General features: G+C 66.5%; 15 protein-coding genes. 7 read left to right on the forward strand and 8 right to left on the reverse strand.

Annotated features, from left to right (window positions below; all coding sequences use genetic code 11):
• Positions 1 to 56: 56 nt before the first annotated feature.
• Positions 57 to 911, reverse strand: coding sequence for a helix-turn-helix domain-containing protein (locus tag U5A57_RS10085; protein ID WP_321910432.1), 855 nt, complete (start codon positions 909 to 911; stop codon positions 57 to 59).
• 271 nt (positions 912 to 1,182) lie between these two features.
• On the opposite strand from U5A57_RS10085, the gene U5A57_RS10090 reads away from it, so the two are divergent.
• The gene (locus U5A57_RS10090) at positions 1,183 to 1,860 is read left to right on the forward strand and encodes a C39 family peptidase (protein ID WP_321910434.1); all 678 of its coding nucleotides are present in this window, start codon (positions 1,183 to 1,185) and stop codon (positions 1,858 to 1,860) included.
• A 13-nt stretch (positions 1,861 to 1,873) separates the two neighbouring features.
• Here U5A57_RS10090 and U5A57_RS10095 read toward each other — a convergent pair whose 3' ends face one another.
• Positions 1,874 to 2,836, reverse strand: coding sequence for a LysR family transcriptional regulator (locus U5A57_RS10095; RefSeq protein WP_321910436.1), 963 nt, complete (start codon positions 2,834 to 2,836; stop codon positions 1,874 to 1,876).
• Between the two features lie 322 nt (positions 2,837 to 3,158).
• A complete protein-coding gene (locus tag U5A57_RS10100) occupies positions 3,159 to 4,211 on the reverse strand; it encodes an NAD(P)-dependent alcohol dehydrogenase (RefSeq protein WP_321910438.1) in 1,053 nt (350 codons plus the stop codon).
• Between the two features lie 191 nt (positions 4,212 to 4,402).
• Between U5A57_RS10100 and U5A57_RS10105 the strand changes: the two genes are divergently transcribed.
• The 3 genes from U5A57_RS10105 (at position 4,403) to U5A57_RS10115 (ending at position 8,635) form a co-directional block, all read left to right on the forward strand.
• Positions 4,403 to 5,383: an AraC family transcriptional regulator N-terminal domain-containing protein gene (locus U5A57_RS10105; protein ID WP_415774600.1), complete on the forward strand. Its 981-nt coding sequence runs from the start codon at positions 4,403 to 4,405 to the stop codon at positions 5,381 to 5,383.
• Between the two features lie 60 nt (positions 5,384 to 5,443).
• Positions 5,444 to 6,376: a 2-hydroxyacid dehydrogenase gene (locus tag U5A57_RS10110; protein WP_321910439.1), complete on the forward strand. Its 933-nt coding sequence runs from the start codon at positions 5,444 to 5,446 to the stop codon at positions 6,374 to 6,376.
• Between the two features lie 216 nt (positions 6,377 to 6,592).
• Positions 6,593 to 8,635, forward strand: a complete 2,043-nt coding sequence (locus tag U5A57_RS10115) for an EAL domain-containing protein (protein ID WP_321910441.1) — start codon at positions 6,593 to 6,595, stop codon at positions 8,633 to 8,635.
• A 9-nt stretch (positions 8,636 to 8,644) separates the two neighbouring features.
• Here the strand turns inward: U5A57_RS10115 and U5A57_RS10120 are convergent, their stop codons facing one another.
• From U5A57_RS10120 to U5A57_RS10130, 3 genes are all read right to left on the reverse strand, one after another.
• On the reverse strand, positions 8,645 to 9,961 hold the full coding sequence (locus U5A57_RS10120; protein ID WP_321910443.1) for an MFS transporter: 1,317 nt from the start codon (positions 9,959 to 9,961) through the stop codon (positions 8,645 to 8,647).
• A 67-nt stretch (positions 9,962 to 10,028) separates the two neighbouring features.
• Positions 10,029 to 11,261 carry a CaiB/BaiF CoA-transferase family protein gene (locus U5A57_RS10125; RefSeq protein WP_321910445.1) on the reverse strand — a complete coding sequence of 411 codons (1,233 nt, stop codon included), beginning with the start codon at positions 11,259 to 11,261 and terminating at the stop codon, positions 10,029 to 10,031.
• A gap of 11 nt (positions 11,262 to 11,272) precedes the next feature.
• Positions 11,273 to 13,042, reverse strand: coding sequence for an acyl-CoA dehydrogenase family protein (locus U5A57_RS10130; RefSeq protein ID WP_321910447.1), 1,770 nt, complete (start codon positions 13,040 to 13,042; stop codon positions 11,273 to 11,275).
• Between the two features lie 131 nt (positions 13,043 to 13,173).
• Here U5A57_RS10130 and U5A57_RS10135 point away from each other — a divergent pair, with 131 nt between their 5' ends.
• Positions 13,174 to 14,085 carry a LysR family transcriptional regulator gene (locus U5A57_RS10135; RefSeq protein ID WP_321910448.1) on the forward strand — a complete coding sequence of 304 codons (912 nt, stop codon included), beginning with the start codon at positions 13,174 to 13,176 and terminating at the stop codon, positions 14,083 to 14,085.
• A gap of 10 nt (positions 14,086 to 14,095) precedes the next feature.
• Here the strand turns inward: U5A57_RS10135 and U5A57_RS10140 are convergent, their stop codons facing one another.
• On the reverse strand, positions 14,096 to 16,648 hold the full coding sequence (locus tag U5A57_RS10140; RefSeq protein ID WP_321910450.1) for an adenosylcobalamin-dependent ribonucleoside-diphosphate reductase: 2,553 nt from the start codon (positions 16,646 to 16,648) through the stop codon (positions 14,096 to 14,098).
• A 246-nt stretch (positions 16,649 to 16,894) separates the two neighbouring features.
• Between U5A57_RS10140 and U5A57_RS10145 the strand changes: the two genes are divergently transcribed.
• On the forward strand, positions 16,895 to 17,395 hold the full coding sequence (locus U5A57_RS10145) for a thioesterase family protein (RefSeq protein ID WP_321910452.1): 501 nt from the start codon (positions 16,895 to 16,897) through the stop codon (positions 17,393 to 17,395).
• A 25-nt stretch (positions 17,396 to 17,420) separates the two neighbouring features.
• Here the strand turns inward: U5A57_RS10145 and U5A57_RS10150 are convergent, their stop codons facing one another.
• Positions 17,421 to 17,720, reverse strand: coding sequence for a DUF3331 domain-containing protein (locus U5A57_RS10150; protein WP_158759490.1), 300 nt, complete (start codon positions 17,718 to 17,720; stop codon positions 17,421 to 17,423).
• Positions 17,721 to 18,103: 383 nt separating this feature from the next.
• Between U5A57_RS10150 and U5A57_RS10155 the strand changes: the two genes are divergently transcribed.
• On the forward strand, positions 18,104 to 19,171 hold the full coding sequence (locus U5A57_RS10155) for an AI-2E family transporter (protein ID WP_321910455.1): 1,068 nt from the start codon (positions 18,104 to 18,106) through the stop codon (positions 19,169 to 19,171).
• Positions 19,172 to 19,204: the final 33 nt, after the last annotated feature.

Raw genomic sequence — 19,204 nt, forward strand, 5'->3', positions numbered from 1 at the left:
GAAAGCCCAAAGCGGCAAGGAACCGCAACAAACAAAAACGCTGCGCCGAGCAGCCCTCACCCGCGATTGAGCCGCTTGGAAAGATCGGCAACGAGAATCGCCATGCGCGCTGGTTTTTCATAGCACGCCACGTTGTAGTGCCGCACGACCTGGCTGATCTCCGACTCGCTGGCCTTGCCGGTCAGCAGCTCGCCGGTCAGCACGAAAATAGGCGCATCAGGGTTCTCGGACCCGCGTATGCTGCGGATCGCCTCAGCGGCGGTCTGGCTGCCGAACAGCCAGTCGATCACCACGCCGTCGAACACATTGTTCTCGAGCGCTTCGTTGAATGCCGCGAGGCCATAGAGCGCGAGCGCCGCGTAACCGCTGTGCTCGAGGTAGTCGCGCAGGTTGTCGGCGGACGACTGGTCGTCGTCCACGACGGCGATGAGCGGCTTGTCGGACTCGGCGCGGCGCGGGTAGATCTCGATCTTGTGGACTTCGCGCGCGTTCTGGTAGAGCGCCCCGTCCGGACGCACGACGCGCCACTGCCCCAGCTTTTCGTAGGCGACGAAGTCGGGGCGGCTGCCCGCCTCGACCGGGGCGCCAATCCACGCGGTGCACGGCAGCTCGGCCGCGCTCACGCAGAGCGTCGCCTCCTGAGCGCTCGCGCCGACCATGCCGGGGTCGAGCAACTGCGCGCCGAACAACTGGCCCGCAGGTTCGCCGAACGCTTCAGCCACTTTCTTGATCTGCGCGAGCGTCCACGGGCTGTTCCCGCGCAGCTTGCGGTGCCCTTGCGAAAAGCTCAGGTCAAGAATCCGGCACAGCTCGGTCGTTTGCTGACGCTTGCCAATGCCGTGACGGCTCATCAGCTCGCGTACGCGCTCCGCGACCGACGCCGAGTCGGTTGTGTAGGCAACGTTCGACATACTGCTCAAAAGGGGGGACTCGTAGATTCAGTTTCTGATAGATCATGCCGTGGCGCCGTGAGGCCAGTATGACTGGACCTCGCGCAAGCTGCACACGGGAGCACGCTATTCTAATCGCATCAAATACCAAAAGACGGCGCTATTTTAGCTAAATGTAAGTTGGCGCTGAATAACGGGAATGTAAGCGTTTATTCGGCTCCGTTTACGCGGTGCTTACGATATTCGCGACATTGCGGGAAGATGCACGATTTTTAACGCCGCGCGTTCGCGCATGGCCAATCAACCTTACTACATTGAGGGGTATCGTTTGAGCGAGGTGTGCAACGGCAGGACATGGCGCCATGAAGGCGTGCCGTATTACAGCCAGTGGGGCAGCGCCGACTGGGTGGCGCCCATCGTCGAGCGCGGCGCCGACCCGTGCGAGGACCCGCACTGGCGCGCGAGCGGCTTCACGCAGGCCGATGCCTATCGCTTCTGGGCGAAGCGCCTGTGCGGCCTGACCTGCCTCGAATCGGCGCTCGACTATTGGGGCGTTGCGCATGCGCCGCGCGCGCAGCTGCTCGAAGAGGCGTTGCGGCACGGCGTCTATCGCGTGCGTGAAGACGGCGGCGTGGACGGGTTGATCTACCGCCCGTTCGCCGGATGGGTGGAAGCCGCGTTCGGCGTGCGCGTGGAAGTGATGACCGATGAGGGCATCGAGGCGAGCGCCGCGCGCATCGATGCGCAAACGCTCGCCATCGTCTCCGTGAGCCCCGAGATCCGCTACCCCGAGCGGGTCAATCCTGGCCAGGGCGGCCACCTGATCCTGCTGCACGGACGCGGTGAAGGCGGCGTCTGGTTCCACAATCCATCGGGCATCGCGCCGTATCAGGCGGATGCGTGGCTGCCCTACGAGACGGTCGCGCGTTTTCACGCGCGGCGGGGCATGGCGCTCACCCGGCCGCGCTGAACGCGCGCCTGCTTCAGGCCGGGGCCGGCTGCAGGCCGCCCAATAACTGCTGTACGCGCGACAGGTCGCGGTTGATCGCACCCGCGTCCGCAAACAGCTCCGCGAGCCAGTCCACGAACACGCGCACGCGCGGCGACAACTGGCGCGACTTCACGAACGCCACCGAAACCGGTGTGGGCAGCGGCTTCCACTGCGGCAGCACCTCCAGCAGCGCGCCGCTGTCCAGGTATGGCTGCGCCGCGAGCAGCGGCGGCTGGATCAGGCCATAGCCCTGCAGGCCGCAGGTCAGGTAGGCGAACTCGTCGGAAACATGCACGAAGCCGTCCACCTTCACCTTGGTCGGGCTCCCATCCACCTCGAAGTCGAACTCGAACGGGCGGCCCGTGAGCGGCGAGAGGAAGTTCACGACCGGGTGCTGCGCGAGATCGTCGAGCGTTTGCGGCGCGCCGTGCCGCTCGAGGTACGCAGGGCTCGCGCAGGTCACGTGCTCGAGCACGCCGAGGCGCCGCGCCGCGAGCCCCGAGTCGGGCAGCTCGCCCAACTGGATGCTGCAGTCCACGCCTTCGCCGACGAGGTCGACGTTACGCAGGCTCACGCCGATCACGAGGTCGATCTGCGGGTGGCGCGCGTGGAAGTCGTCGAGCGCGGGCAGCACGATCGCGTTGGCGATGAGGCCCGGCATCTCCACGCGCAAGCGGCCGCCGATCGCGCCAGGCGTCTGGCGCACGCTCGCTTCGGCATCGTCGATGTCGGCGAGAATCTGCGCGGCGCGCTCGTAATACGCAGCGCCTTCGGGCGTGAGCGAAAGACGCCGCGTGGTGCGCACGAGCAACTGCGTGCCGAGCAGCGATTCGAGGTTTTGCATCAGCGTGGTGGCGCTGGCGCGCGGCATATCCAGCGACTGCGCGGCTTTGGTGAAGCTATTGGTGTCGACGATGCGCACGAACGTGCGCATCGCCTGGATGCGGTCGATCACGGGCGAGCTCCTAACGATGGGCTTGAGGCTTGAACGAAATCCGCGCTGCTGCAGAAAATGGGTGAGCCGCGTAGCGATGAATGCGCTTCGCGGTGCCGGCGTCTCGCGGAAAGCGACGCTCAGCGGTTAAACAGCGATGACGATTGGATGGCGGCGCACGCGGGCGCCGGCTCGACTACGGGAGGCCGAAAAAGAAGGCCTCGAAGGGGAAGGGCTGGCGGGCCATCCGGAATGGATGGCCCGGCGGGGCAGGGTGTTACGTCCGAATGCGCAGTGCGAGCGGTGCGTGTGGCCCGCGCGATGCTTGCGCGCCAGTTGCGAGTTACTTGCGCAGCGAATCGAGGTCGATCACGAAGCGGTACTTCACATCGCTCTTGAGCATGCGCTCGTAGGCGTTGTTGATGTCCTGCATCTTGATCATTTCGATATCGGACGTAATGCCATGCTTGCCGCAGAAGTCCAGCATTTCCTGGGTCTCTGCAATACCGCCGATCAGCGAGCCAGCCAGACGGCGGCGCTTCATGATCAGGTTGAACACTTGCGGCGACGGGTGATCGTGCTCGGGCGCACCCACCAGCGTCATCGTGCCGTCACGGCGCAGCAGCTCGATGAACGGGTTGAGGTCGTGCTGCGCGGCCACCGTGTTCACGATCAGGTCGAAGCTGTTGGCGTGTTTCGCCATTTGCTCCGGGTCTTTCGAAATCACGACTTCGTCGGCGCCCAGGCGCTTGCCGTCTTCGATCTTCGAGGGCGACGTGGTGAACAGCACCACATGCGCGCCCATGGCATGCGCGAGCTTCACGCCCATGTGGCCGAGGCCGCCGAGACCCACGATGCCGACCTTCTTGCCGGGACCCGCGCCCCACGTGCGCAGCGGCGAGTACGTCGTGATACCGGCGCACAAAAGCGGCGCGACGGCGGCCAGTTCGAGGTTTTCGGGCACGCGCAGCACGAACGCTTCGTCCACCACGAGCTGCGTGGAGTAGCCGCCGTAAGTCACGTCGCCGCTCACGCGGTCGGTGCCGTTATAGGTGCCGACAAAGCCGTTCTCGCAATACTGTTCGAGGCCTTCGGCGCAGCTCGGGCAGGTGCGGCACGAGTCGACGAGACAGCCCACGCCAACGAGTTCGCCCACCTTGTACTTCGTGACGCCGTTGCCAACCTCGGCCACGCGGCCGACGATCTCATGGCCCGGCACGACCGGGTAGATCGTGTTGCGCCATTCGTCGCGCGCCTGGTGCAGGTCGGAGTGGCACACGCCGCAGAACAGCACGTCGATACGAACGTCGAGTTCGCGCAGGTCGCGGCGCTGGAATTCGAACGGGGCGAGCGGCGACGCGGCGTCGCGGGCGGCATATCCGTAAGTTGGGTACATGGGTTTGCTCTCCTCTGGTGCGTGGGTGTTGCGGCAGGGTTCCCATCGTAAGGATCGGGGCCCACCCAGGGAATACCTGAAGCTATCGAAGACTTGCCTGATTCTCCTGGCGCGCAGCACATCCACCGGTTCGGTGATAGATTGGCAAGCCTGTTTCTCTGCCTGATTTCATCTTTTGGGGCACAACCGATATGGGCTACGTCAAAACCCTCGCGGCGGCGGCTATCGCGCCGGCGGCCGCCACGCAGGCGCGCACGGTCGACCTGCTCATGCAACTCACGCAGTGCGACGGCGTGCACGACACGCCGGTCGAAGGCGTGCGGCTCTACCGCGGCAGCGAAAGCCACCCGCGCCGGCCGGTCATGTACGAACCGAGCATCTTCATCGTCTGCCAGGGCCGCAAGCGCGGCTTTCTCGGCGACCAGGTCTTCGTCTACGACGCCCAGCAATATCTGGTCCTCTCGGTGCCGATGCCGTTCGAGTGCGAGACCGAGGCGAGCCTCGAGAAGCCGATTCTCGCCATTTCGATCCGCGTCGATCTGACGACCGTCGCCGAACTGCTCATGGCGCTCGACGACCCGCGCCGCGCCGTGTCCGAACCCTCGGGCATCTACGCCACGCCGCTCGACGCCACGCTCTCGAACGCCGTGCTGCGCTTGCTCGAAGCGCTCGCGCAGTCCCACGAGGCGCGCATTCTCGGGCCTTCGATCGTGCGCGAGATCTGCTACCGCGTGCTCATGGGCGAGCAGGGCGACGCGATTCGCGCGGCGCTCACGCACCAGCACCACTTCGGGCGCATTGCGAAGGCGCTGCGGCGCATTCACACGGACTACCGCGGCGACCTCGACGTCGAAACGCTGGCCTCCGAGGCGGGCATGAGCCTTGCCGTCTTTCATGCGCACTTCAAGGCGGTCACCTCGACTTCGCCCATGCAGTACGTGAAGACCACGCGCCTGCATCATGCGCGCCTCCTCATTACGCACGACGGCTTGACCGTGAGCGCGGCGGCCACGCGCGTGGGCTATGAAAGCGCGTCGCAGTTCAGCCGCGAATTCAAGCGCCTGTTCGGCATGAGCCCCGCCGACCAGATGCGCCGCGCGCGCGACGCAGCAGCCGCCGCGGCCGCGCCGCGCGTGGAGGTCTTGCCGCCGCGCTATGTGACGGCCGTGTGATGCCAGCGCTGCGGCATTCGATTCGCATATCGAAACAATAACGAGAAGGGTGACACAACGATGAAGCCACGCCTGCTGGTCCTGATTGTGCTGACCGATGAAGACCTCGCCGCCTTCGGCGAAACATTCGATGTGATCTACGCGCCCGACGCCGATGCGCGCGCCAAAGCGGTCGCGCAGCACGGCAAGGACGTGCGCGTGGTGCTCACGAACGGCACGACGGGCCTCACCGCCGACGAAATCGACCGCATGCCCGCGCTCGAACTCGCGGGCGCGCTTGGCGCGGGCCACGAGAACATCGCGCTCGACCACGCGCGCGAGCGCGGCATCGCGCTGTGCAACGGCGCGGGCGTCAATGCCGACTGCGTGGCCGACCACGCGCTCGCGCTGCTGCTCGCGGCCGTGCGCGCCGTGCCGCAGTTCGACGCTGCTTGCCGCGCCGGTGTCTGGCGCGACGCGCTGCCCATGCGCCCCACGGTCACGGGGCGGCGGCTTGGCATTGTCGGCTACGGGCACATCGGCGAGAAGGTCGCGCGGCGCGCGGCGGGCTTTGACATGGAACTCGGCTATCACAACCGCAAGCCGCGTGAGGGCGCTCAGGCGCGTTACTTCGCGAGCGTGATGGCGCTTGCGCAATGGAGCGACTTTCTCGTGATCGCGACGCCGGGCGGCGCGCAAACGAAGCATCTGATCGACCGCGCCGTGATCGATGCGCTGGGACCGCAAGGTTTTCTCGTCAACGTTTCGCGCGGCAGCGTGGTCGATACGGCCGCGCTCGCACTCGCGCTGAAAGCGGGCACGCTCGGCGGCGCGGGGCTCGACGTCTATGAGGGCGAGCCGCATCCACCCGCTGCGCTCATCGAATTGGACAACATTGTGCTCACGCCGCATGTGGCCGGCACGTCGCCCGACGTGCGCAACGCCACCGTGCGCCACTTCGCCGAGAACGCGGCGCGGCACTTCGCGGGCGAGGCGCTGCTCACGCCGCTTTGAAGTTTGCGTTGAGCGCTGTTGGCGCACGCATGTGCCTTCTGTATGCCGCCGCGTGCAAGCGCTCGCGGCGCATGACGTATCATTCCTTCTGTGCGAGCCAGAATCGCTGTTCGAGCGGCTGCTAGTGACCACAACGGCCATGAATCTGGCGTGACACCCTGCGCATTTTGCACATCTGGGCCGTGACGCCAGAGCGGTGATATCGAAGGCTCAAAGATGAAAACGCTGATCGGCGCGCTGCAAGAGCACGCGTCCCACGTGGTGAACCGCTTCTACGAGGAACTGGGCCGCCTGCCCAAATCCCGCCGTATTCTCGAAATGCTGTCGGGTGCGGAACTCGCGCACCTGAAGGCACGCCAGGTCCAGAATCTCCTTGCCCTTGCCAACCTCGGCCTCACCGCGCGCGAACACGAAGACATGGCGCAGCGCATTGGCCGTATTCACGCCATTGTCGGGCTCGACAAGGAAGAGCTCGTGCGCAGCCGCGGCATTCTGCAGGAGCTGATCTACGCGGACGTTGGCCGCACGGTGAGCACGCAGCAGCTCTCGCTCTATGCGCGCCGCCTGACTTCCGACCTCGCGTGGCAACTGAAGGCGTATCAGGCCGTGCAGGATTCGCAGCAGGAGGCGCTGATGCGCATCACGCGTCTCGTGTGGGAAGCCGGCAGCTATACGAACTTCATCGATCAGGTGATCGCCGCACTGGCGGCGCACGACGAAGTGACAGCCTGCGCCATCGGCCGTCCCGACGAAGCGGGCATTTTTCACTTCGAGGCCGGCGCGGGCGGCAAGACCGAAGGCGGCATGCTCAATGTGCTCGCCGCGCACGATCAGGAAATCAGCGTGCGCGCCGATCATCCGCAAGGGCAGGGCGCCATTGGGCGCGCGTGGCGCAGCGGCAAGCCCGAGCGCGTGGTCAACTACCAGACCGATCCGCTCGTTGCGCCGTGGCGCGATCTCGCGGCGCGCGAAGGCGTGCGCTCTTCGGTGGCGATTCCGCTGGCCGCGCCCGGGCAGCCGCCGCTCGCCGTGCTGTGTTTGTATAGCGCGTTTCCGGGCGGCTTCGTCGGGCCCGATCAGGTGGCGTTCGTCGATTTGCTGCAAACGTTGCTCGGCGGCGCGGCGATGCGCATACCCGGCAGCGATGGCCTGAGCGCCGCGGTGCCGGTGAGCGTGCGTCAGCAGTGGGCGGCGCTCGTGCGCACCGGCGCGCTGGAAATGCACTACCAGCCGCTGCTCAGCCTTGCAACGGGCAAGGCGACCAAGGTCGAAGCGCTGGCGCGCCTGCGCGACGGCGAGCGTCTGCTCGTGCCGGACGTGTTTCTCTCGGCGCTCTCTTCCGACGATCTGCTCGCGCTTTTCGCGCGCGGCATCGATCAGGCGCTCGCCGACCGTGAACGCTGGTACGCCGAAGGCCGAGACCTCGATGTGTCGATCAATCTGCCGCCCGCGGCGCTCAACGACATCCGCTATTTCGAAGCGACCCGCACGGCGCTCGCCGCACACCGTTGCCCGGCTGCACGCCTCACGCTGGAAGTTCTGGAAAACGAATCACTCTCGTTGAGTCAGGGGCAGCGCGCCATTCTCGCGAAGTTCCGTGAGTTAGGCGTGCTGCTCGCGCAGGACGACCTCGGTGCCGGGCATAGCGGCCTCACGCGCCTGCGCGAATTGCCGTTCGACTGGATCAAGCTCGACCGGGAAATGGTGCAGGTGAAGGGCGACGACGCGCTCGATACGCTGCGCGTGATCTACCAGTTGACGCGTCTCGGGCACTCGCTGGGCAGGCTCGTGCTCGCCGAAGGCATCGACACGCTCGACTTGCTGCATGCGCTCGCGATTCTCGGCGTCGATGGCGCGCAGGGCTATGTCATCGGCAAGCCGATGGAGGGCGCGCGCCTCCTCGAATGGCTCGACACGACGCCGGTCTTTACCTCGGCCTCCGAGGGCGGAGCGGGAACGGAAAGCCTGCTTGCGCGGCTGGCGCGTTTCGTGATCTGGGAAGAGCGCATGCTCATGATCGCGGCCGTGCCCGAAGCGGCGCAAGACCTGCTGCGCGCGTTGACGCGCGCAGCAGGCGAGGACGTCAACGTTCCGCTCGCGCAGTCGCTCGCGGGCTTCGGCGCCATTCTGCCCACGGGCGAGCAACGCGACGCGTTGCATCGGGAGGTGGTCGGCGCGCTGCTGACTGAAGGCCCGCACAGCGAAGCGTGGCGCGTTGCGCTGAACGGGCTGATCGAGGCCATCATATCGGCCGCGTAGCAGAGATCGTTAATCCTGCAACGCGAGTCCCACGTCGCTTTGCGTGGCCGACGACTGCTTACGCTGCAGCACCGCGATACACACGAGCGAAATGGCAGCCAGCGCGCTGTAAAACAGCGCCAGCGGCCACCACTGCCCGGGATAGTCATGCGCGAGCAGCGTGCCGACGAGCGGCGTGAGACCGCCCGCGAGCGCCGCGCAACATTGGTAGGAGATCGAAATAGCCGAGTAGCGCACGCGCACCGGGAACGCGTTCGTCATGAAACCCGCCATCACCGCGTACGAGCTGCTCATGCACATCACCGCAATCGCAATGCCAACCACGATCGCGACCGGCCGACCGGTGGAGACGAGCACGAACATCGGGTAAGGCGAAATCATGGCCAGCGCCGCGGCCAGCACGAGGAAGCGCCCGGCGCCCACGCGCTGCGCAAACCAGCCGGAAAAGAGCTGCGTAAACAGCTGGATGAACGCGACGACGAAGAGGCAGTCGAGAATCAGCGCGCGGTCGAGCCCGAGCGTTTGCGTGGTGTAGTTCAGCATGAAGGTGTTGACGAACCACGCACCCGCCACGCCGATCACGTTCGCGCCGAGGCACAGCAGCACCACGCGCCACGAGTCGCGCAGCACTTCGACGATCGGCATCGCGGCGGTGCGGCGCTGCGTCTTGATCGCCTCGAATTCCGGCGATTCGCCCACGCCCGATCGAATCAGCAGACCCACCACGAGCAGCACCGCGCTCGCGATGAACGGCAAACGCCAGCCCCAGGTAAAGAGCGCGTCACGGTCGAGATGCGCGACGAAGCGAAACGCCAGCAGCGCCAGAATCAGGCCTGCGGGGCTGCCGAGTTGCGCAAACGAGGCGAGAAACGTGCGCTTTTCCCTGGGTGCATGCTCGCCGGCCATGAGCACCGCGCCGCCCCATTCGCCGCCAATCGCAATGCCCTGCGCTACGCGCAGCAGCACGAGCAGCGCCGGGGCGAGTGCGCCGGCGCTCGCATAGGTCGGCAAAAAGCCGATGCCGACGGTGCCGACGCCCATGATCGACAGCGTGGCGACGAGCGCCTTTTTGCGGCCGATGCGGTCGCCCAGATGCCCGAACACGAGCCCGCCGAAGGGGCGCGCGAAAAAGCCCACGGCGAAGGTGCCGAACGAGGCGAGCGTGCTGTAGAACGGCTCGTGGGACGGGAAGAACAGCTTGCCGAAGATGAGCGCCGAAGCGGTGGCGTAGATATAAAAGTCGTACCACTCGATGGTGGTGCCGACGAAGGCGGCGAGCGAGGCGCGGGCGGGCTGGCGCGCAGAATTTCCGTTGGGGCGGGTCATGCATGTCTCCTTGATCGGGGTGAGCCGGCTTGGGCCGGTCTGTATTCCGTTGGGGTTCGATGAAACGCTAGGCGCTTACGGTTGTTTCGGGCTCCTTGACAATGCCGGCTTCGAAGAGCCGTTGCTGCGTGTCGGCGTCGATGCCTAGCGCGTCCATCACGGCGCGCGTGTCGGCGCCGAGCGCGGGCGGGCGCGTGCGATAGGTCGGCGGCGTGCGCGAGAGCTTCACGGGCGCGCCCGTGCCGCGATAGCCTTCCATTTCGACGATCATGCGGCGGTGCTGCGTGTGCGGATGCGCGGCCACGGCGTCGACCGTTTGCACGGGGCCGCACGGCACGCCGGCCTGGATCAAGTCGCGCGCGAGCGGCTCGCAGTCATGGGCAGCAAGCCGCGCTTCTAGCGCTGCCTTCAGTTCGGGCCGATGCGCGCAGCGGCTGCGGTTGTCGGCGAAGCGCGGGTCGTTTGCGAGTTCGGGCACGCCCAGGTGCGCGCAGAGCTTCGCGAACTGGCGGTCGTTTCCCACCGCGAGGAAGATGGGCGCGTTGCCCGTGGCATAGCTGTCGTAGGGCGCGATGTTCGGGTGCGCGTTGCCGCTGCGCTGCGGCGTGCGGCCATTGCCGAAATAGTTCGGCAGATGCGGATGCAGAAGCGACACGCCGCAGTCGTAAAGCGCGATATCCACCGATTGTCCGAGTCCGCTCTTTTCGCGCTCGGCCAGCGCGAGCAGTATGCCCGCGAGCGCGTTCAGGCCCGTGACCATGTCCACGATCGGCAGGCCGATGCGCAGTGCGGGGCCGTCGTGCTCGCCGTTCACGCTCATGAGGCCCGCCATCGCCTGAATCACGGCATCGTAGCCGGGCAGGCCACCGAGCGGGCCGTCCGGGCCGAAGCCCGAAATCGCGCAATGAATCAGGCGCGGAAAGCGCGGGTGCAGATCGCGCTCGTAGTCCATGCCCCAGCGTGCGAGCGTGCCCGGCTTGAAGTTTTCGACCAGCACGTCTGCGCCTTCGAGCAACTGCCAGAGAATCGCGCGACCTTCTTCGCGCGAAAGATCGACGGCGATGCCCTGCTTGTTGCGGTTCACGCCCACGTAGTACGACGCCGTATCGCCGACGAAGGGCGGGCCCCAGCCGCGCGTTTCGTCGCCGTCGGGCGGTTCGAGCTTGATGACTTCGGCGCCGTGGTCGGCGAGCGCCTGGGTGCAGTACGGACCGCCCAGCACGCGGCTCAGATCGATCACGCGCAGGCCATGCAGCGCACCGTTCACCGTAGTTGCTTCGGATTCCTTTGTGGTGTTCATCGTGCGTCGCCTCAGTGTGCCGGGAGCAGTTGCATGGCCTGTTCGAGCGTCAGCGCCCGTTCGTCCACGAGCGCGCGCAGCGTTTCGGCGCTTGCGTCGCGTTCGTCGAGCGCGAGCGGGTCGCGCGGCAGCAGCTTGTGGCGCACGAGCAGATGGGCGAGCGCGAGGCGCCGGTAATCAGGCGTGTTTTGCGAAACCTGCGCGGCTTCACAGGTCATGATGGCCGCCGTCGTGGCGTGATAGAGCGCACTCGCGGCCTGGCGCACCGATTCGTCGCGGCCGCATTCGGCCACGCTCACGAGCGCCGCACCGGCACGGTCGAACACGTCGCGCAGGAGCGCTGCGCTGGCTTCAGGCACGCCACTTTCGGCAAGCTCCGCATGCAAGTACTGCGTCAGCGCTTCGAGCGCGCCCTCGCGCTTCGCCGCGCGCGCCACGTCGAGCGCGACGATATTGCTCGTGCCTTCCCAGATCGAGCCGAGATGCGCATCGCGCACGAGACGCGGGTCGCTCCATTCCTCGATATAGCCCACGCCTCCGCGCACTTCCATGGCGTCGCCGGTCACGCGGCGCGCGTCGCGGCAGGCGCGGAACTTGATCAGCGGCGTGAGAATGCGCACGCATTTCGCCGCGAGTTCGTCGCCTTTGTCGGCGCGCGTGAGCAGCGTGGCGATGCGCATGAACATCGAGCGCGCCTGTTCGGCGGGCAGCATCATCTTGAGCAGTTGACGCTGCATTAGCGGCATTTCGATGAGCTTGCGGCCGAACGCCTCGCGGTTGCGCGCCACGTGCAGCGCCTCGGTCACGGCGCGGCGCATGAGGCCCGCGGCGCGCACGCCGTTCGACAGCCGCGACATGTTGATCATGTCCGCCATCTGATGAAAGCCGCGGCCCACCTCGCCGATCAGGTACGCCTGCGCGCCTTCCAGCACGATCTCGCCGCTCGCCATCGAGCGGCTGCCGAGCTTGTCCTTCAGGCGCACGATGCGATAGGCGTTGCGCGTGCCGTCGGGGAGCGTTTTCGGCAGGAGGAACAAGGCGAGGCCCTTGATGCCGGGCGGCGCATCGTCGGGGCGCGCGAGCACCATCGCGAGATCGGCGTCGGCGTTCGAGCAGAACCACTTGTCGCCGTAAAGACGCCATACGTCATCGCCATTTGCACCGCGCTCGTGCGTGGCTCGCGTGGCGATGCGCGCCACGTCCGAGCCTGCTGCCTGCTCGGTCATGAACATCGCGCCCTGGTAGAGCGTGTCGAAGTCCTGCGAGGCGAGCATCGGCAAATAGCGCGCAATGAGTTCGGGCGTGCCGAAACGGCGCAGCGTGCGCGTGAGCGAGTCGGTCATGCTCACGGGACAGCACAGGCCGAACTCGGCCTGCACGAACAAATAGGTGAGCGCGTATTTGACGAGCGGCGCGGGCGCGCTCTCGCGATGGCTCATGGCCGCGAGGCCAAGCTCCGCGTAGGCGACGCGTTCGAGCGCCACGTAGTCGGGATGCTTGTCGATGCGCTGGATCGCTTCACCGCTGCGCGTGCGTTGTTCGAGCGTGGGCGGGTGCTTGTCGGCGACCAGCGCGAGCGCGTCTAGTTCGTCGGAGGCACGCTGGCCGAGCGCGACGAGCTGTGCTTCGATCGCGCTGAATGCTGTGATGCCGAGATAGCCGCGCAAAAGGGGCGCGAAGCCGGGGTCGCTCGTGTAGAAGTTGATGCCACGGCTATCGGGAATGTTGGCCGAGCCGCTGGCCAGGGTGGCCGGGGTGGCGAAAGCGGGGCGATCGCTCATCGTGTGCTGTCTCCGTGCTGTTTTGCTATGTGATTCGGCGTAGCTTAGGCGCGGCTTCGATAACGGTCCAATACAACCGATGTCATGTACGATAAGCGCCATCTATCGATGAAACGCCGAAGGAGCCCGCCATGGAACTCAAGCAACTGCGCTATTTCGTGGCTGTTGCGGAAGAGCTGCACTTCGGGCGCGCGGCGCGCCGGCTCTTCATCTCGCAGCCGGCGCTGAGCTTCGATATCCGCAAGTTCGAGGAACAGCTAGGCGTGCAGTTGCTCGAACGCACCAACAAGGCCGTCGCGCTGACCAACGCGGGCAACGTGCTGCTCGAAGAGGCGCGCCGGCTGCTGGAGCAGGCCGACGAAGTGCGGCGCATCGCGGCGCGCTCCGCGCACGGGCTGGCGGGGCGGCTGCGCGTCGGTTTCGTCAATTCGATGCTGTATCGCGGGTTGCCGGAGGCGGTGCGGCGTTTCGAGGCCGATCATCCTGCCGTGGAAGTGGTGCTGCGCGAGATGAACACGGCCGAGCAGGTGCAGGCGCTGCAGCGCTTGCAGATCGATCTGGGTTTCGCGCATTGGGGGCGCTTTCCTGCCGAGGTGCAGTCGGAGGTGCTGTTTTCCGAGCCGTTTCTTTGCTGCCTGCCGGAAGGGCACGCGCTTGCGCGCAGGCGGCGTATCGAACTCGGCACGCTCGCGCGCGAACCGTTCATTCTGTTTCCGCGCTCGGTGTCGCCGCATTATCACGATCAGATCATCGCGACCTGCGTAGAGGCTGGATTCAGTCCGCAGATTCGCCACGAAGCGCGGCTCTGGCAAACCGTCGTCACGATGGTGGAGTTCGGCATGGGCGTCGCGCTCGTCCCCGCTGCGCTTGGGGCGACGGGCGGCGGGCGTGTGGTGTTCCGGCCGTTGGAAAGCAATCCTTATGAATCGCAGGTGCTACGACTCGTGCGCAGCGGGGAGGCCAATGCGCTGGCGCAGGGGTTTGCGGGGTATCTTGAGGGGAGGAAAGCACACAGGGCGGCCGCCGCGCCGCCCCGGGCTTGAGCGCGAGACCTCAACCGCAAGTCCCAATCTCTCCGCACGCCGTACAGAAGTCGCAGCCATCCTTGCGGATCACCGCATTCGCCCCGCACGAGCCGCACTTGCGGCCGAGCATTGCATGGGCGAACGCGTGCTGCGCATCGGCCGGCAGCGCATTGTCGCCATCGAGCACCTGGTCGCCGGGCTGCTCAGCACCAGCCCGCGCGTTGCCGGTGAATTGCGCGGCCAGCGCGCCGTCGCGCCGCTGCGCGAGCAGCCGTGACGGCACTTGCCGGCCTTCGGCATCGAGAAAGCCGCGCCGGTGCAGGATCTGCTGGATTGCGTAGGCAATGGCCGCGACCTCGGAGTCGTGCCACAGCGGAATGCGCCGCCCGTCGAGGCGCTGCGTTTCGCCATAGCGCACCTGGCCGCGGTCCCACGAGACCTTGCGCAAATCCTGCAGGTTGCGCGCGACAAAGCCGCCGCGCGCCGCGAGCGAGAGCGAACGCATGGTTGCGGTAATCCATTGCTGCTGCTCGTCGCGCTGGCCCACGGGGATGAAGAATTCGATAGGCCGCCCGATTGTCACCGCTTCGCCGCCCACGTGGCCTGTCACTTCGAGGAACGACACCGCGACGTAGAGCGACACCTTGCCCGTCTGCGTGATGTACTCGATTTTCTCGATCACGGCGGGCAGCTCGCCCTTGGGCCGATGGTCGATCGCAACGCGCAGCGGGTCGAGCAGGGCGTCGCCGAGCGCGTCGTCGGCGGTTGCCGCCGCTTCGGGCGGCAGCGTTTGCAGCACCGCGCCAAGCGTCTCGTTGGGCCGGTAGGTCGCGAGCCCCTTGAGGCCGCGCCGCCATGCGTCGAGATAGAGGTTCTCGAAGTCCTCGAACGGATAATCCGCCGGCACGTTGACGGTCTTGGAGATCGACGTGTCGACGTACGGCTGCACGGCCGCCATCATCGCAATGTGTTCCTGCGCGCTCATTTCCAGCGCGCTCACGAAATACGCGGGCAGGGCGTTCACGTCGCCGCCCAGTTCGCGGTACACGCGCCACGCGTGGTCTTCGACGTTGAACGTTTCGCGGCTGCCGTCGGCCATGCGGCGCGTGCGCTGGTAGGTCCACGAGAACGCGGGCTCGATGCCGTTCGAGACATTGTCGGCGAACGCGAGGCTCACCGTGCCCGTGGGCGCGATGGAAAGCAGATGGCTGTTGCGGATGCCGTGCACGCGGATCTCGGCCTTGAGGTCGTCGGGCAGGCGCGAGGCGAAAGTGCCTTCGTCGAGGTACGTTTTCGCGTCGAAAAGCGGGAAAGCGCCGCGCTCTTGCGCGAGTTCGACCGACGCGCGATAGGCGGCGTCGCGCATCGTGCGTCCCACGCGCGCACCGAATGCGCAGCCTTCGGGCGAGTTGTAGCGGATGCCGAGCATCACGAGCGTGTCGCCGAGTCCTGTGAAGCCCACGCCAATGCGCCGCTTGGCCGCCGCTTCGGCCTGCTGCTCGTGCAGCGGCCAGAGCGTGGCGTCGAGCACGTCGTCGAGAAAGCGCACCTGGATGCGCGTGCGTTCGGCGAGCTGATCCCAGTCGAAATCCGCCTTGCCGCCGCGCATTTGTGCGAACGGTTCGGTCACGAAGCGCGTGAGGTCGAGCGGCCCGAGGTTGCAGCAGCCATAGGCGGGCAGCGGCTGCTCGCCGCACGGGTTGGTCGCGCGGATGCTTTCGAGCGCGCGCAGATTGTTGTCCTCGTTCATGCGCGAAATGAACACCACGCCAGGCTCGGCCACGTCGTAGGTCGAGCGCATGATCGCGTCCCAGAGCGAGCGGGCGCGCGTTTCGGCGTAGACCCACAGGCCGTCGTCGCGGCGCCGCAGGTCGCCCGAAGCGCGCAGCGCGGGCGAGGGCTCGGCGCGATGCACGAGTTGCCAGGGCGCGTCGTTTTCCACGGCGCGCATGAATTCGTCGGTCACCGCGACCGAGACGTTGAAGTTGTTCCAGCGCCCCTTCGAGTGCTTGGCCTCGATGAATTCGGGCAGGTCGGGGTGATCGCAGTCGAGCACGGCCATCTGCGCGCCGCGCCGCGAGCCCGCGCTTTCCACGGTGCGGCACGAGGCGTCGAACACGTCGATATAGCTGCACGGGCCCGATGCGCTCGACCCCGTCGACTTCACGTGTGCGCCGCGCGGCCGGATCGCCGAAAAGTTGTAGCCCACGCCGCCGCCGCGCCGCATGGTTTCGGCGGCCTGCAGCAGCGCGACATAGATGCCGGGGCGGCCTTCGTCGTCCACGCCCTGGATGCTGTCGCCCACCGGTTGCACGAAGCAGTTGATCAACGTGGCTTCGATGCCGGCGCCCGCCGCGCTCATGATGCGCCCCGCGCCGAGCGCGCCGTGGCGCAGGTTGTCGACGAAACGCGCCTCGATCTCGGCGCGCAGCGCGGGCGGCTCGACCGCCGCGACGCCGCGTGCGACGCGGCGGTAGATGTCGTCGGCGGTTTGCTCGTCGCCTTTGGCGTACTTCTCGAGCATCACGTCGAGCGAGAACTGCTGCGGGGGAAACGGAAGCGGGGGCGTGTTTTCTGCCATGGCCTTGGCCTCGCGAAGCGCCGCGCGGGCGGCGCCGGTTGAAGGGCGTTGGGTTTGCGTTCGGATTGCGGCGGCTGTGCCGCGACCGTTCAACCTTACCGCAGCGGCGCGAGGCGTGCACGGCGACGCGAGCGCGCATGCGGCAGCGCCGGAGCATGCCGGCGTCGCGGCGGCGAGCGCGGTCTGCGGTTACACTGCTCCCGCCTGCACGCGGGCACCGCATGTGTAGATGGGAGAGGAGACTGGATGACGAACGAAACGGCGCTCGTGGTCTACCGCGACACGGTGCGCGCGGAGTGGGTCGATTACAACGGCCACCTGCGCGACGCGTTCTACATGCTGATCTACAGCTACGCGACCGACGCGCTGCTCGACGCCATCGGGCTCGATGCGGCTGTGCGGGATGCGCGCGGCCGGTCGATGTACACGCTGGAAGCGCATCTGAACTATTTCCGCGAGATCAAGGAGGGCACACCGGTGCGCGTCGATGTGCGGGTGATCGAGCACGACGCGAAACGCGTGCGGCTGTATCTGGAGATGTTCGCGGGGGAGAACGACGATGCGCAGGCCTCGCCCGTTTCGGCGAGCGAGCAGTTGCTCTTGCACGTGGACCGCTCGGGCCCGCGCGCGGCGGCTTTCGACGCCGATGTGCTCGCGCGGGTGGCGGCATTGTGCGCTGCATCGGCGGGCTTTGCGCCGCGCCACGCCGCTCGGGCGATTTCGCTCGCGCCTCGCGCACCACGTTGAAGGCGCTCAGGCAGCGTCGCCGCGCTTACTTCGGCAGTTCCGCGCCGATGAGGTCGCCGAACACTTCGGCAGCGATCATGACGGAGGCATTGAGCGGGGCGGGGCGTTCGGCCGGCTTGAACACGGCGTCGCCGCGGCGGATCTTGCGGCGCGACACGGCGCAGGTGCCCGAAGAATGCGCCGAGCGGCGGCGCCAGCGCTGTTCGCCATAATGGCAGCGCCCGGGTTCGACCCAGCGGATTACCAACGCCGTATCCGTCTGCTCGAGTATCTCGATACGCTCACCGTTGGCTCCGTCAAGCGAGAGGCACGCTTTTTTCTTCATTGTCGGCTCCGTAAGTGTGGTGCCGCGAATGTATTCCTGCGCGCCGACAAGTGCCATTCTGTCGCCGTTGAAACACCATTCCATTATTAGCAACAATCGGCCTGCGACACGTTGCGATTAACGAAGGAATGGGGGTTTGCGGCGGATTAGGGTCGACATCTCGAATTTGTGCAACGCACTGTTGTACGTAACGCGACATCGAGCGGCCCGAAAACGGGCGCCTGGAGGGCGTTCCAGGTTGGGGACGGAACGGCTGGGGCGGAGATGAATCTGAGGGAAGACCGGCCCGGTTCGATTGACTTGCTGCACCGCGTTGACTTGCAATACCGCGGTTGCGCCGCCATAAAACCCGAGCATCTGTTTTTGAATTTTCACGAGGTTACATGATTCATCGTCCGCCTGCTCCGAACTCCGCAAACGAGCAGAAAATCCAGCGCGCCGCTTCCGCGGTGCTGTACGCCACGCTCGTGCTGCTGGCGCTGTGGATCGTGCGCGAGTTCGTGCCCGCCGTGGCCTGGGCGAGCGTCTTTGCCATCGTTCTGTGGCCCGCCTATCAGGCGATCGAGCGCCGCGCCTGGTTCAAGGGCCGCAAGACGCTGATCGCCACGCTGCTCACGGCCGCGATCGGCCTGCTCGTGGTCCTGCCAATCGCCGTCACGGCCATTCAGGCAGGCGGCGAGGCCCACGAACTGTACCTCTGGCTGCACGACGCCCAGGAGAACGGCGTGCCGGTGCCCGATTTCGTTGCGCATCTGCCGGTGGGCAGCCGCCAGGTGAGCGACTGGTGGCAGGCCAATCTCACCCAGCCGCTCAAGGCTTCTCCGGCCATGAAGAGCCTGCACGGCGAGACGATTGCCTCGTTCGGCCGTCACTTCGGCGCGCGCGCCGCTCACGCGACGATGACGTTCGGCTTCATGCTCGTCACGCTGTTCGTGATGTTCCGGGCGGGCCCGCGTCTTTCAGCCACGGTGATGCGCGGTGCGCGGCGCGCCTTCGGCAGCGACGGCGCGCAGCTGCTGCAGCGCATGGCCGCCGCCGTGCGTGCCACGGTCACGGGGCTCGTGGTCGTGGGCCTCGGCGAGGGCGTGCTGCTGGCCGCCGCCTATATCGCGACCGGCGTGCCCCATGCGGCGCTGCTCGGCACCGTGACGGCCATCGCGGCCATGCTGCCGTTTTGCGCGCCCATCGTGTTCTGCGGCGCGGCGCTGTGGCTCGTTATTCAGGGTTCGTTGATCGCCGCAGCCGCGCTCGCGGTCTGGGGATTCGTGGTGGTGTTCGTCGCCGAGCATTTCGTGCGGCCCGTGCTGATCGGCAATTCCACGCGCCTGCCGTTTCTGCTCGTGCTGTTCGGCATTCTGGGTGGGGCGACGACCTTTGGCCTGATCGGCATCTTCATCGGCCCGGCGCTCATGACCGTGCTGATGGTGCTTTGGGTGAACTGGGCGGAGTGATCCATGCTCCGTCTACGAGGCGCCCCGCGCGCC

The organism is Paraburkholderia sp. J11-2 (assembly GCF_905220185.1).
Lineage (GTDB): Bacteria > Pseudomonadota > Gammaproteobacteria > Burkholderiales > Burkholderiaceae > Paraburkholderia.

Excerpts from the sequence above, each read along its gene's own strand:
- U5A57_RS10085 (WP_321910432.1), bottom strand. The coding sequence starts at position 911 with ATGTCGAACGTTGCCTACACAACCGACTCGGCGTCGGTCGCGGAGCGC.
- U5A57_RS10090 (WP_321910434.1), top strand. The coding sequence starts at position 1,183 with ATGGCCAATCAACCTTACTACATTGAGGGGTATCGTTTGAGCGAGGTG.
- U5A57_RS10100 (WP_321910438.1), bottom strand. The coding sequence starts at position 4,211 with ATGTACCCAACTTACGGATATGCCGCCCGCGACGCCGCGTCGCCGCTC.
- U5A57_RS10105 (WP_415774600.1), top strand. The coding sequence starts at position 4,403 with ATGGGCTACGTCAAAACCCTCGCGGCGGCGGCTATCGCGCCGGCGGCC.
- U5A57_RS10110 (WP_321910439.1), top strand. The coding sequence starts at position 5,444 with ATGAAGCCACGCCTGCTGGTCCTGATTGTGCTGACCGATGAAGACCTC.
- U5A57_RS10115 (WP_321910441.1), top strand. The coding sequence starts at position 6,593 with ATGAAAACGCTGATCGGCGCGCTGCAAGAGCACGCGTCCCACGTGGTG.
- U5A57_RS10120 (WP_321910443.1), bottom strand. The coding sequence starts at position 9,961 with ATGACCCGCCCCAACGGAAATTCTGCGCGCCAGCCCGCCCGCGCCTCG.
- U5A57_RS10125 (WP_321910445.1), bottom strand. The coding sequence starts at position 11,261 with ATGAACACCACAAAGGAATCCGAAGCAACTACGGTGAACGGTGCGCTG.
- U5A57_RS10130 (WP_321910447.1), bottom strand. The coding sequence starts at position 13,042 with ATGAGCGATCGCCCCGCTTTCGCCACCCCGGCCACCCTGGCCAGCGGC.
- U5A57_RS10135 (WP_321910448.1), top strand. The coding sequence starts at position 13,174 with ATGGAACTCAAGCAACTGCGCTATTTCGTGGCTGTTGCGGAAGAGCTG.
- U5A57_RS10140 (WP_321910450.1), bottom strand. The coding sequence starts at position 16,648 with ATGGCAGAAAACACGCCCCCGCTTCCGTTTCCCCCGCAGCAGTTCTCG.
- U5A57_RS10145 (WP_321910452.1), top strand. The coding sequence starts at position 16,895 with ATGACGAACGAAACGGCGCTCGTGGTCTACCGCGACACGGTGCGCGCG.
- U5A57_RS10150 (WP_158759490.1), bottom strand. The coding sequence starts at position 17,720 with ATGAAGAAAAAAGCGTGCCTCTCGCTTGACGGAGCCAACGGTGAGCGT.
- U5A57_RS10155 (WP_321910455.1), top strand. The coding sequence starts at position 18,104 with ATGATTCATCGTCCGCCTGCTCCGAACTCCGCAAACGAGCAGAAAATC.